Genomic DNA, 13,160 nt, shown 5'->3' with positions numbered 1-13,160 from the left:
AAAAGTCACCACGGATGCCAGGGTTAAACCGGCGCAAGGCCTTGATTTTCCTGGGTGGCGAAGCTTCTCGCGAGTTTAAAAGACTGTGATTGGTCGATCTGGTTCCTGCACTTCGTCGCTCAAGCCTGTCTGCGACAAATACGCACACCACCTCAAGACTTTAGTCGTATGACCGATAAGTCACCCATACAGCAGTCTCAGCCCGCATGGATGCGGCCCTTTTCGGTATCCGCCCATGTCCCTTCGCAATATGAACATCGCCCCCCGGGCGTTCACCGGCTTCGCCCTGATCGGCGGCCTGATGTTGATCCTCGGCGTGTTTGCGCTGAACCAGATGAGCAAGATCCGCGCGGCCGGCGAAGACATCGCTACCGCCAGCGTGCCGTCGATCAAGGCTCTGGACGAATTCACCCAACTGACCCTGCGCCTGCGCGTGCTCTCCTATCGTTTGCTGATCAACCGCGAACCCGACGTGCAGCAGAAAACCATCGAACTGTTCGACCTGCGCAATCGCCAGATCGCCGATGCGCAACGCGCATACGAGCCACTGATCGAAGGCCCGCAGGAACGTGCGGCGTACGATCAGTACGTGCAATTGCTGGCGCAGTACCGTCAGCTCGAAGAGCGGATGAAAACCCTGTCGCGCAACAATCAGATCGACGAGTTGCGGCAGATGCTCAACAGCGATTTGCTGAGCAATTCGGAAGCGGTGAATACCGCGCTGGCGCGCTTGCTGGAGATCAACACCCAGCAGATCGCCGAAACCGACCAGGGCGCGAAGGATCAGTATTCGATGTCGTTCAATCTGGTGGTGACCTTGCTGGTGATCGCCAGCGGCCTGACCCTGCTGTTCGCCTGGTTGCTGACCGTGAGCATTACCAAGCCGATTTCCAAGGCACTGGAGGCGGCGGAAACCATCGCCGAAGGCAACCTGACCCAGCCGATCCATGTCGATGGCGAAGATGAAGCCGGGCGCTTGCTGGCGGCGATGGCGAAGATGCAATCGAAGCTGCGCGACACCCTGCAGCGCATCTCCGGTTCGGCCACACAGCTTGCGTCTGCTGCGGAAGAGCTGAACAGCGTCACCGACGAAAGTGCGCGCGGCTTGACCCAGCAGAACAACGAAATCGAGCAGGCCGCCACTGCGGTCAATGAGATGACCAGCGCTGTCGAAGAAGTCGCGCGCAACGCGGTCAGCACTTCGGAAGCCTCGAAAAACGCCACCACTTCGGCGGGCGACGGTCGTGATCTGGTGCAGGAAACCGTCAGCGCCATCGAACGCATGAGCGCCGATGTGCAGAGCACCGCGTCGCTGATCGGCGACCTGGCCAATGAATCCCGCGACATCGGCAAGGTGCTCGACGTGATCCGTGGCCTCGCCGACCAGACCAACCTGCTGGCATTGAACGCAGCGATCGAAGCGGCCCGTGCCGGTGAGGCCGGTCGTGGTTTTGCCGTGGTGGCGGACGAAGTGCGCGCACTGGCCCATCGCACCCAGCAGTCGACCAGCGAAATCGAGCGCATGATCGGCAGCATCCAGAGCGGCACCGAGCATGCCGTGGATTCGATGCGCAACAGCACCGAGCGCGCCGAGTCGACGCTCAACATCGCCCGTGGCGCCGGGATGTCGCTGGACACGATCAACAGCGCCATCGTCGAAATCAACGAGCGCAACCTGGTCATCGCCAGCGCTGCCGAAGAGCAGGCGCAGGTGGCGCGGGAAGTCGATCGCAACCTGGTCAATATCCGCGATCTGTCGGTGCAGTCGGCAACCGGCGCCAATCAGACCAGCGCGGCGAGCAATGAGCTGTCGCGCCTGGCGCTGGATTTGAACAACATGGTTGGGCGGTTCAGCCTCTAAGATCAAAGGCTACCCCCTCACCCCAGCCCTCTCCCCCAAGGGGGCGAGGGGGAAAGGGAGCTGATTGAGGGCCTTTCAGATTTTGAGTTCGGCTCGATATTGCAAGTCGGTGTAACCTGCACAAACACCTCGGTCAGTCCCCTCTCCCTCCGGGAGAGGGCTAGGGTGAGGGCCGCAATCCTCCGCCTGCCGCAAAACCTGATGCACCCTGAAAACCTTTTTGACAGCATCACATTTCAACAGGTTAGAATCGCTGGCACGCAGACTGCATGGTCAGTTTGTGCCCCCGTCTTTACGCTTCTGGAGTACTGCCTTTGAATGCGACGACCATCAACAGCCTGTTCTTGATCGGCGCGTTGCTGGTAGGCGCAAGCATTCTTGTCAGTTCTCTTTCTTCACGTCTCGGCATTCCGATTCTGGTCATCATTCTCGCGGTCGGCATGGCTGCCGGGGTCGATGGTGGCGGGATCATTTTCGATAACTACCCGACGGCCTATCTGGTCGGCAACCTCGCCCTGGCAGTGATCCTGCTCGACGGCGGCTTGCGTACGCGGGTGTCGAGTTTCCGCGTGGCCTTGTGGCCGGCGCTGTCGCTGGCCACGGTCGGGGTGTTGATCACCACCGGGCTGACCGGCATGGCCGCTGCGTGGCTGTTCGACCTCAATCTGATTCAGGGCCTGCTGATCGGCGCCATCGTCGGTTCGACCGACGCCGCTGCGGTGTTCTCGCTGCTCGGCGGTAAAGGCCTCAACGAACGGGTCAGCGCCAGTCTGGAAATCGAATCCGGCAGCAACGACCCGATGGCGGTGTTCCTCACCGTGACCCTGATCGACATGCTCGCCAGCGGCGAAACCGGCCTGCACTGGAGCCTGCTGACCCACCTGATCCGCGAGTTCGGCATCGGTGGTGTGATCGGTCTGGGCGGCGGCTGGGTGATGCTGCAACTGGTCAACCGCATCAATCTCGCGGCCGGGCTCTATCCGATTCTGATCATCGCTGGCGGTCTGGTGGTGTTCGCGCTGACCAACGCCTTGCACGGCAGTGGTTTTCTCGCCGTGTACCTGTGCGGTCTGGTGATCGGCAACCGCCCGGTGCGTAGCCGCCACGGCATTCTGCACATGCTCGACGGTATGGCCTGGCTGGCGCAGATCGGCATGTTCCTCGTGCTGGGCCTGCTGGTCACGCCCCACGATCTGCTGCCGATCGCCCTGCCCGCCCTCGGTCTGGCGCTGTGGATGATCCTGTTCGCGCGGCCGCTGTCGGTGATGGTCGGCCTGCTGCCGTTCAAGGCTTTCCATGGTCGTGAAAAAGCCTTTATTTCCTGGGTCGGCCTGCGCGGCGCGGTGCCGATCATTCTCGCGGTGTTCCCGCTGATGGCCGGCCTGCCGCAAGCGCAGCTCTACTTTAATCTCGCGTTCTTCATCGTGTTGGTGTCGCTGCTGGTGCAGGGCACGAGCCTGCCGTGGGTGGCCAAATTGCTCAAGGTGACCGTTCCGCCAGAACCCGCGCCGATATCCCGGGCGGCACTGGAAGTGCACGTCACCAGCGAGTGGGAACTGTTCGTTTACAAGCTCGGCGCGGAGAAATGGTGCATCGGTTCGCCCCTGCGTGAGCTGAAAATGCCCGAAGGCACACGCATCGCGGCGCTGTTTCGTGGCCAGCAACTGCTCCATCCGTCGGGTAGTACGGTGCTGGAAGTCGATGATTTGCTGTGTGTTATTGGCCATGAACACAACTTGTCGGCCCTCGGCAAACTGTTCAGCCAGGCGCCGCAACGTGGCCTCGATCTGCGCTTCTTCGGCGACTTCGTGCTTGAAGGAGACGCCCAGCTTAAAGCGGTTGCAGCGCTGTATGGCTTGCCGGCCGAAGGCATCGATCCGGACATGACCCTGGGCGTGTTCATCGCGCAAAAAGTCGGGGGCGCCCCCATCGTCGGCGACCAGGTGGAGTGGAACAACACCCACTGGACGGTTGCGGTCATGGACGGGAACAAGATCGGCAAAGTGGGCGTCAGATTCCCCGAAGGAAGTCGCCCGGGCCCCGGACTCTTCCTCTAAACTGCTTCCACTCTCACTTGCTTGACCGGTCTCTATGCCTACCCTGCGCTCCTTTTTCGCCGCGGCCCTGCTGGGCCTCAGTCTTGTCGTCGGCCCGCTGCATGCTGCCGAACCACCGTCCAGCGATGCCGTGCAGGCCAGCCTCGACAAGCTGGCTGACAGCAAACTGCCGGACGCCGACAAGAAGACCCTGCAGACCGTCCTGCAGAACACCCTCAACCAGCTGAACAACCAGCGTGATTACGAGCAGAAGCTGATCGATCTCAAGCGTCAGCTGGCCAACGCGCCGAAGCAGACGATTGAAAACACCCGCGAACTGAGCCGCCTCAAGGCCACTGCACCGGTGCCGGTAGCGCAACGTTTTCCGAAAGAGTCGATCCAGCAACTGGAGCAGATCCTCACCGATCGCTCGACCCAGCAAAGCGATCTGCAAAAAGCCCTGGCCGAAGCCAACAGTCTGATCATCACCGCGCAGACTCGCCCCGAGCGTGCGCAGGCGGAGATTTCCGCCAGCCAGACGCGCATCCAGCAGATCAACACCATCCTCAAATCCGGCAAGGACACGGGCAAAACGGTCACCGCCGAACAGCGCGACCAGTTGAACGCCGAACTGGCCGCACTCAATGCGCTGATTCCGCTGCGCCGCCAGGAACTGGCCGGCAACACCCAGTTGCAGGATCTGGGCAATGCCCAGCACGATTTGCTCTCGGAGAAATCCGACCGCCTCGACCGCGAGATCCAGGAACTGCAAACCCTGATTAACCAGAAACGTCTGGCGCAGTCGCAGGAAACCGTTACCCAGCAATCGATCGAAGCGCAGAAGGCCGGCGGCAGCAGCCTGCTGGCGAGCGAGAGCGCGACCAACCTCAAGCTTTCCGACTATTTGCTCAAGAGCACCGACCGTCTCAACGAAGTCACGCAGCAGAACCTGCAGACCAAACAGCAACTCGACACCCTGACCCAGAGCGATTCGGCACTGGACGAACAGATCAGCGTGCTCAAGGGCAGCCTGTTGCTGTCGAAAATTCTCTACAAACAGAAGCAGGCGCTGCCGCACTTGAAGGTCGACCGCGACCTCGCCGACCAGATTGCCGATATTCGCCTGTATCAGTTCGATGTCAGCCAGCAGCGGGAGCTGTTGAGCAATCCGGCGACCTACGTCGACAATTTGCTGGCCACCCAGCCGCCAGAGCAGGTCACCCCGCAACTGCGCAAAAGCCTGCTCGATCTGGCCAACACACGCGCTGATCTGCTCGAGCGGCTGAACCGCGAGTTGAGCGCGATGCTCAATGAATCGATCACCCTGCAGCTCAACCAGAAACAATTGCTGAGCACCGCGCAAAGCCTGCGCGCGACCCTCGACGAACAGATGTTCTGGATCCCCAGCAACAAGCCGCTGGACGTGGAATGGATGCGCGGCGTGCCCGAGCGTCTCGAGCGACAGGTCAACACCCTGCCCTGGGCGTCGAGTCTGAGCGAACTGACTGACGGCCTGACCCAGCGTCCCTTGCTGTTCCTGCCATTGGCGCTGCTGATCGGCGCCCTGTTGTGGCGACGCAAAGCGCTGTACGGACGACTCAACAAGGTTCACCAGGACATCGGCCACTTCAAGCGCGACAGCCAGTGGCACACGCCGCAGGCGATTCTGATCAACATCCTGTTGGCAATGCCGGTGGCGCTGGGTCTGGCGCTGTGCGGTCTGGCCCTGCAGATCGACGCGCGCGGGCAGAACGCCAACATGGGCGCGGCGCTGTTGCAGATGGGCCAGGCCTGGCTGGTGTTCTACACCGCGTACCGGATTCTCGCGCCGGGTGGCGTGGCGGAATTGCACTTCCGCTGGGAAAAACCGCAGGTCGAGTTCCTTCAGGGCTGGGTACGTCGATTGGGCCTTGTGGTCATGGCGCTGGTGGCCGTGGTGGCCGTCGCCGAGTTGCAACCGGCGGCGCTGGCCGATGACGTGCTCGGCATGCCGGTGGTGCTGACCTGCTACGCCTTGATGGCATGGCTGCTCAGTCGCCTGCTGATCAGCAGCCCGACGCACCAGAACGCTTCGCTGTTCCGCAAAGCCGTCGGAGTGATGTTCACCCTGCTGCCGATCGCCCTGTTTGTTGCGGTGTGTTTCGGCTACTACTACACCGCGCTGAAACTCAGCGACCGTTTGATCAACACCCTGTACCTGCTGATGTTCTGGCTAGTGATCGAGGCCACTTTCGTACGGGGCCTGAGCGTTGCCGCGCGGCGTCTGGCTTACCAGCGCGCGCTGGCCAAACGGCAGGCGGCAAAAGAAGCTGGCGACGGCGAAGCGGTGATCGAAGAGCCGACCCTGGACATCGAAAAGGTCAACGAACAGTCCCTGCGTCTGATCCGCCTGGCCCTGCTCGGCGGTTTCATCGCGGCGCTGTACTGGGTCTGGTCGGACCTGATTTCGGTGTTCTCGTATCTGGACAACATCACCCTTTACGAATACACCAGCGGCACCGGCGCCAACATGAGCATGGTGCCGATCAGCATCGGCGACATGCTCGGCGCGCTGATCATCATCGGTATCACCTTCGCTCTGGCGCGCAACTTGCCCGGCCTGCTCGAAGTGTTCGTGCTGTCCAAACTCAATCTGGCCCAGGGCAGCGCTTATGCGACAACGACGCTGCTGTCCTACGTGATTGCCGGCGTTGGTTTTGTCACCACCCTGTCGACCCTCGGCGTCAGTTGGGACAAGTTGCAATGGCTGGTGGCAGCGCTGTCGGTGGGCCTCGGTTTCGGTATGCAGGAGATCTTCGCCAACTTCATCTCCGGCATCATGATCCTCTTCGAACGCCCGGTGCGGATCGGCGACACCATCACCATCGGCAACCTGTCGGGCACGGTGAGCAAGATCCGCATCCGCGCCACAACCATCACCGACTTCGACCGCAAGGACATCATTGTCCCGAACAAAACGTTCATCACCGGGCAACTGATCAACTGGTCGCTGACCGACACCATCACCCGCGTCACGCTGAAACTCGGCGTCGACTACGGCTCGGATCTGGATCTGGTCAAGGAGTTGCTGCTCAAAGCGGCTCGGGAGAACCCGCGCGTGCTCAAAGAACCTGAGCCACACGTGTACTTCCTCAACTTCGGCGAAAGCACCCTCGACCACGAACTGCGCATGCATGTGCGCGATCTCGGTGACCGCAACCCGGTGCTGGATGAGGTCAACCGCTTCATCAATCGCGAGTTCAAGAAGCAGCACATCAACATCTCGTTCCGGCAGATGGAGGTTTATCTGAAGAACCTCCACGGTCAGGAATACAAGATGGTGCCTGTGGAACCCGAGAACAAAACCATCGTGCCGATCGTCGACGGGCAGAAACCTTTGCCGGAACCGCCACCGAGCAAACTCGACTAACCGACATGGTCCCAGCAGAATGCTCGGACATTCTGCTGGAGCCGGCCCGTGAAAGCCCTCGACGAACTGACTTTCGACAACCGCTTTGCCCGCCTGGGCGACGCGTTCTCCGCGCACGTGCTGCCCGAGCCGATCGACAATCCGCGTCTGGTGGTCGCCAGCCCGGCCGCCCTGGCTCTGTTGGATCTTGATCCGGCCAGCGCCGAAACCGAAGAATTTGCGCAACTGTTTGGCGGCCACAAGCTGTGGGCCGATGCCGAGCCACGGGCGATGGTGTATTCCGGGCATCAGTTCGGCGGTTATACCCCGCAACTGGGTGACGGGCGCGGCCTGCTGCTGGGTGAGGTGTACAACAACGCTGGCGAGCATTGGGACTTGCACCTCAAAGGCGCCGGGCAGACGCCGTTTTCACGCATGGGCGATGGCCGCGCGGTGCTGCGCTCATCGATTCGCGAGTTTCTCGCCTCCGAGGCGCTGTTTGCGCTGAACATTCCATCTTCGCGGGCAGCCTGCGTGATCGACTCCGACACGCCGGTCTGGCGGGAAAAACAGGAACGCGCGGCGATGGTGCTGCGTCTGGCGCCGAGCCATATCCGCTTCGGCCACTTCGAATATTTCTACTACACCAAGCGCCCCGAGCAGCAGAAACAGCTTGGCGAGCATGTGCTGGCGATGCACTTTCCCGAATGCCTCGAACAACCGGAACCGTATCTGGCGATGTTTCGCGAAATCGTTGAGCGCAACGCCGAGCTGATCGCCAAGTGGCAGGCTTATGGCTTCTGCCACGGCGTGATGAACACCGACAACATGTCGATCCTCGGCATCACCTTCGACTTCGGCCCGTTCGCCTTCCTCGATGACTTCGACGCGCATTTCATCTGCAACCACTCCGACGATCAGGGCCGCTACTCGTTCAGCAATCAGGTGCCGGTGGGGCAGTGGAACCTCAGCGCCCTCGCCCAGGCACTGACGCCGTTCATCAGCGTCGAGGCCCTGCGTGAAACCCTCGGCTTGTACCTGCCGCTGTTCCAGGCGCACTACCTCGACCTGATGCGCCGTCGCTTCGGCTTCACCACCGCCGAGGAGGAGGACCAGCAACTGCTGGAAAACCTGCTGCAACTGATGCAGAACAGCGGCGTCGACTACACGCTGTTTTTCCGCCGCCTCGGTGAAGAGTCAGCCGAACAGGCCATCGCCCGCCTGCGCGACGATTTTGTCGATATCAAAGGTTTCGATGCCTGGGGCGAACGCTACGTCGCCCGCGTCGGCCGCGACGGCAATGCCGATCAGGCACAACGCCGCGCACGGATGCATGCAGTCAATCCGCTGTACATCTTGCGCAATTACCTTGCGCAAAAAGCCATCGATGCGGCCGAGCAAGGCGACTATTCCGAGGTGCGCCGATTGCATGCGGTGCTGAGCAAACCGTTTGAGGAGCAGCCGGGGATGGAGGGTTACGCCGAGCGGCCACCGGAGTGGGGAAAGCATTTGGAGATCAGTTGTTCTTCGTAGGCGCTTCAGCTTAGCGGGTCGATTGCACTGATTACACGGTCGACGATGTCAGACATTGTCACGTCATCCAGTCGCTCGATGAATTTGGCCGTGCCGTCTCGTACCCGTTGTTCTATGTCAAAACTGCGAACCTGATTACACACCGCTACACCATTGGTTTCGTGGCCAGTAATGGCGACCGCCAAACCCATATACCGGCTGAAATTCCCACCGCTAGTAACAGGCACCGTCATGCTCACGCCCAATGCGTTGATCTCTCTGGGCGTGATCACCACAAAGCGATGTCTGTTCATCATCTCCCGCCCCGCCACTGGGTTTGGATCAATCCAGTAAACGTCACCCCGCTGAGGGGGCTGTCGGCGCACCATCAACCCAGCTCCCGGCCGACAGAATCACCTTCAAGGGTCTCGCTAGTCTGGGCGTTAAGTTTCTGCAATTCTTCTGCGCCTTCGAGTAGCTCTGACAAACTATAACGCTTACGCGTAGCGGCTACGGCTGGACGAGCAATCAGTTCGCCATCGACCACATTCAGCTCTAGCTGTGCGCCAACCTCCAGATGCAACAACTTTAAAAGCGTGGGCGGAATCGTAATGACGGCAGCGCCACCTTGGCGGCGTATCTTGGAAGTTACGGACATTATGTCGCTCCGATTTGATGCATAGGAATCATCGATTCCTGGATTAGTGCAACAAAAGTAGCACGCGGATAAAGACAAAGCGATCTCCTCACGACAAGCGTAAAACGCCGAATTGGTCTTCAGACTAGCCATCGATCCCGGAACTGTTTTGAGAAAAATGTGAGCAGTTGCGACATTGATAAGTTGGCAGATCGACTCCAAATCAGTTCTATAGACTGCCTATCAGAGAACCAATCATGACCACCCCACTCCTCATCCCCTGCCCCTCCTGCAATGGCGTCAACCGCATTCCAGCCGAGCGTCTCGCCGATCAACCCAAGTGCGGACGCTGCAAATCTGCGGTACTGCTGAGCAAGCCTTTCGAACTCAAGCAAGGCGATTACGCCAGTCAGATCAAGGGCGATCTGCCGTTACTGGTGGATGTCTGGGCGGACTGGTGCGGGCCGTGCAAATCGTTTGCGCCGGTGTTCGAACAGGCTGCGGCGCAGTTGGCGGGCAAGTGTCGGCTGGCCAAGCTCGACAGCGAAGCGAATCAGCAGTTGTCGGCGCAGTTGGGGATTCGCTCAATTCCGAGTCTGATTATGTTTAAAAACGGCAGGGAAGTGGCGCGGCAGAGCGGTGCGTTGCCATTGCCGCAGTTGATGGCGTGGCTGCGTAGCCAAGGCATCTGACCCACCACAGATCCCCCTGTGGGAGCGAGCCTGCTCGCGAAGGCGGCCGATCATTCAACGCTGATGTTGAATGTGCCGGCCTCTTCGCGAGCAGGCTCGCTCCCACAGGAGATTTGCGTGTGAGTCGGAAAATCAGTGGCCTTCCAGCAAATTGTGCAATTCGACGAATTGCTGCGTGAGCTTGTGCCGTGGGTCGAGGTGGATCAGCGGCATGCTGGCCTGGTGCGACTCGCGCATGCGCACCGAACTGCTCAGGTACACCGGTAATACCGGCAAGCCTTCGGCGATCAACTCATCGAGCATCTGCTGCGGCAGGCTGGCCCGCGCCTGAAACTGATTGACCACGATGCCTTCGACTTCCAATCCTTCGTTGTGGTCATCCTTCAACTCTTCGATCTCGGCGATCAGCCCATACAGGGCCTGACGTGAAAAGCTGTCGCAGTCAAAGGGGATCAACACTCGATCTGCGGCAATCAGCGCCGATACCGCGTAGAAATTCAGTGCCGGCGGGGTATCCAGATAAATCCGGTCGTAATCCTCGGACAATTCGTCGAGCAACTTGCGCAGCTTGTTGATCTTGTGTTTCGCCTCGAGCTTGGGCTGCAGGTCAGCCAGCTCGGCGGTGGCAGTAATGATGTGCAGGTTGTCGAACGGCGTTTCATAGATGTCCGCCTGATTCTTTTTCGAGAACGGCCCGGACGACAGGGTCTGTTTGAAGAAATCGGCGATGCCCATCGGAATGTCATCACCGGTGAGCCCGGTCAGATACTGAGTGGAATTGGCCTGGGCATCGAGGTCGACCAACAACGTGCGATAACCCTCGCTGGCGCTGACCGCCGCCAGATTGCAGGCGATGCTGGATTTGCCCACGCCACCTTTCTGATTGAACACCACGCGCCGCATGACCAAACCTCCGTGTATCAAAGAATGACCGAGTGTAGTTGGCGGTGACCGCGCTTCGCTACCTTCACCGACATGGACTACGTCGTCAGGTGTAAAAATCGACGCCCAGGCATGGAAAAAACCGCCAGCCATTACGGAGACACCTGACAGACACGCCGCGTCAAATCTGGATAATGGCCAAGTGATAGCCATACAGCGAACCGCTCGGTACATTTTGTTGGGCAAAATGTAACCAACATTTGCTACACACCCGTCGCACCGGGATAATGCGCGCCACCCGGCGCCCTGCGCCAAGCCAAGCCTGCTGCGGCGCTGGCGACTCAACGCGTCAACGAAAGCCCGCAGGGGCGGGATGAATGTCCGTGATCAACTTCAACATCGCCCAATGGCGCGCGTGGGCCCCGGGGCTCGACAGCGTGGACGCCTGGCAGGCCTGGAGCCGACAACCGGTCGTGCTGCAGAGCAGTGATGCCGCGCCCGATGTGTCGTTTCTGCCGGCCATGCAGCGCCGCCGCCTCAGCCGCCTGGCGCGGATGGCCTTCAGCGTTGGCTGGCCGCTGGCCGACGGGCGGGACAATCTGCCGCTGGTGTTCGTCTCGCGGCACGGCGAAACCCCCCGCACGTTTGAAATCCTCCGCGATCTGGCCACCGAGCAGCCCTTGTCGCCGACCCAATTCAGCCTGTCGGTGCATAACGCGATCATCGGTTTGTGGTCGATCATGCGCGGTGAAACCAGCGAAATGACCGCCCTCGCCGCTGCTGGCGACGGCCTCGAACACGGCATGCTCGAAGCGGCGGCACTGCTTGATGAAGGCGCCCCGGCGGTGCTGCTGGTGATCACCGAAGAGCAGCCGCCCGAGGCGTATTCGCAGTGGGTCGATGATGTGCCGTTCCCTTATGCGCTGGGCTTGTTGCTCACGCCCGGTACCGACTGGCGGCTGACCCTGAACAGCAGCACCGAAACCCGGTCAAAGGCGCACTGGCCGCACGCGCTCAACCTGCTGCGAACCCTGCTCGGCCAGCAACCTGACTGCCAACATGCGTGGAAAAATCGTGTATGGACCTGGCATCGCAACCCGTGACCGCCAAACACCGCGACGCCTACTACTGGCGCCTGCTGGCCACTGCTGCGAGCTTCGCCTTGTTCGGGCTCGGCGGGCTGTGTCTGCGCCTGCTGGTATTTCCGCTGCTCGGCTGCCTGCCCGGTGACGCGCTGGTCCATCGCCTGCGCGCGCGGCGTACGGTCAGTCGCTTGTTCTGGTTTTTCGTGCGTTTCATGGCCCGCACCGGCGTGCTCACCTACGACATCGAGGGTGCCGAGCGCCTTGGCCGACCGGGGCAGATGATCATTGCCAACCACCCGTCGCTGATTGATGTGGTGTTTCTCATCGGTCTGGTGCGCCACGCCAATTGCGTGGTGAAAAAAACCCTCTGGGAAAACCCGTTCACCCGTGGCCCGCTGCGCCGCACCGAGTACATCAGCAACGACGGCAGCATGGACATGCTCGACGCCGCCGCGCAGTCATTGCAGGACGGCCAGACCCTGATCATTTTCCCCGAAGGCACCCGCACACAGCCGGGGCAGGCGCCGGCCTTTCATCGGGGGGCGGCGGCAATTGCCCTGCGCGGTGCGAAAATCGTTACCCCGGTGATCATCAAGGTCAGCCCGACCACCCTGACCAAAGCCGAGCCGTGGTATCGCATCCCCCATCGCCGCGTGCACTTCAGTTTTCGCGTGGGGGCCGATATAGACCCACAGACCTTCGCCGCGCAAGGCCCCGCACCGCAGGCTTCGCGCAAGCTCAACGATTATTTGCATGACTATTTCATTAAGGAGCTCGCCGCAGATGAGCGAACTGAACACCGCTAGCCTGGTGCGTGACATCAAACTGCTGATCATCGACGCCTTGGGCCTGGAAGACATCAGCCCCGAGGACATCGGCGACGAGCAGACATTGTTCGGCGAAGGCCTCGGCCTGGACTCCGTGGACGCGCTGGAACTGGGCCTGGCGATCCAGAAAAAATACGGCATCAAGATCGACGCCGATGCCAAGGACACCCGCAACCATTTCACCAACGTGGCCAGCCTTGCGGCATTCGTCACGGCAAAACAGGCAGCTTGAGACCGGAC

At 60.6% G+C, this 13,160-nt stretch carries 11 protein-coding genes and 1 pseudogene; 9 read left to right on the top strand and 3 right to left on the bottom strand.

The annotated features are described in order from the left end of the window. Positions 1 to 235: 235 nt before the first annotated feature. The 5 genes and pseudogenes from AB9L16_RS01865 to selO form a co-directional block, all read left to right on the top strand. Positions 236 to 958 (top strand): annotated as a pseudogene (locus AB9L16_RS01865) (MCP four helix bundle domain-containing protein); the annotation flags it as partial. 30 nt (positions 959 to 988) lie between these two features. Further along, on the top strand, positions 989 to 1,861 hold the full coding sequence (locus AB9L16_RS01860; protein WP_370695130.1) for a methyl-accepting chemotaxis protein: 873 nt from the start codon (positions 989 to 991) through the stop codon (positions 1,859 to 1,861). A 314-nt stretch (positions 1,862 to 2,175) separates the two neighbouring features. Beyond that, positions 2,176 to 3,918, top strand: a complete 1,743-nt coding sequence (locus AB9L16_RS01855) for a potassium/proton antiporter (protein WP_056787420.1) — start codon at positions 2,176 to 2,178, stop codon at positions 3,916 to 3,918. Positions 3,919 to 3,952: 34 nt separating this feature from the next. Further along, positions 3,953 to 7,306: a mechanosensitive channel MscK gene (gene mscK, locus AB9L16_RS01850; RefSeq protein WP_095181005.1), complete on the top strand. Its 3,354-nt coding sequence runs from the start codon at positions 3,953 to 3,955 to the stop codon at positions 7,304 to 7,306. Between the two features lie 48 nt (positions 7,307 to 7,354). Further along, positions 7,355 to 8,818, top strand: a complete 1,464-nt coding sequence (gene selO / locus AB9L16_RS01845; RefSeq protein ID WP_375123020.1) for a protein adenylyltransferase SelO — start codon at positions 7,355 to 7,357, stop codon at positions 8,816 to 8,818. Positions 8,819 to 8,823: 5 nt separating this feature from the next. Here the strand turns inward: selO and AB9L16_RS01840 are convergent, their stop codons facing one another. After that, a complete protein-coding gene (locus tag AB9L16_RS01840) occupies positions 8,824 to 9,186 on the bottom strand; it encodes a type II toxin-antitoxin system PemK/MazF family toxin (RefSeq protein WP_056787412.1) in 363 nt (120 codons plus the stop codon). Continuing rightward, the gene (locus tag AB9L16_RS01835) at positions 9,186 to 9,455 is read right to left on the bottom strand and encodes a hypothetical protein (protein WP_008077592.1); all 270 of its coding nucleotides are present in this window, start codon (positions 9,453 to 9,455) and stop codon (positions 9,186 to 9,188) included. The genes AB9L16_RS01840 and AB9L16_RS01835 overlap by 1 nt, the downstream gene beginning before the upstream one ends. Before the next feature lie 236 nt (positions 9,456 to 9,691). On the opposite strand from AB9L16_RS01835, the gene trxC reads away from it, so the two are divergent. Then, positions 9,692 to 10,126, top strand: a complete 435-nt coding sequence (gene trxC / locus AB9L16_RS01830) for a thioredoxin TrxC (RefSeq protein ID WP_375123019.1) — start codon at positions 9,692 to 9,694, stop codon at positions 10,124 to 10,126. 132 nt (positions 10,127 to 10,258) lie between these two features. Here the strand turns inward: trxC and AB9L16_RS01825 are convergent, their stop codons facing one another. Next, positions 10,259 to 11,029: a ParA family protein gene (locus tag AB9L16_RS01825; RefSeq protein WP_056787407.1), complete on the bottom strand. Its 771-nt coding sequence runs from the start codon at positions 11,027 to 11,029 to the stop codon at positions 10,259 to 10,261. A gap of 356 nt (positions 11,030 to 11,385) precedes the next feature. Between AB9L16_RS01825 and AB9L16_RS01820 the strand changes: the two genes are divergently transcribed. Genes AB9L16_RS01820 through AB9L16_RS01810 form a run of 3 tightly spaced genes read left to right on the top strand, consistent with a single transcriptional unit; the run spans position 11,386 to position 13,152 of the window. Beyond that, the gene (locus tag AB9L16_RS01820; RefSeq protein WP_041477598.1) at positions 11,386 to 12,111 is read left to right on the top strand and encodes a beta-ketoacyl synthase chain length factor; all 726 of its coding nucleotides are present in this window, start codon (positions 11,386 to 11,388) and stop codon (positions 12,109 to 12,111) included. Then, positions 12,087 to 12,899, top strand: coding sequence for a 1-acyl-sn-glycerol-3-phosphate acyltransferase (locus tag AB9L16_RS01815; protein ID WP_041477597.1), 813 nt, complete (start codon positions 12,087 to 12,089; stop codon positions 12,897 to 12,899). The genes AB9L16_RS01820 and AB9L16_RS01815 overlap by 25 nt, the downstream gene beginning before the upstream one ends. Continuing rightward, positions 12,877 to 13,152, top strand: a complete 276-nt coding sequence (locus AB9L16_RS01810) for a phosphopantetheine-binding protein (protein ID WP_039756723.1) — start codon at positions 12,877 to 12,879, stop codon at positions 13,150 to 13,152. The genes AB9L16_RS01815 and AB9L16_RS01810 overlap by 23 nt, the downstream gene beginning before the upstream one ends. The last annotated feature ends 8 nt before the right edge of the window (positions 13,153 to 13,160 follow it).

The sequence above is a fragment of the Pseudomonas sp. LW8 genome (genome assembly GCF_041956865.1).
GTDB lineage: Bacteria > Pseudomonadota > Gammaproteobacteria > Pseudomonadales > Pseudomonadaceae > Aquipseudomonas > Aquipseudomonas siliginis.
Note: the sequence above shows the minus strand (reverse complement) of the source record. Positions and strands in the feature narration are given on the sequence as shown.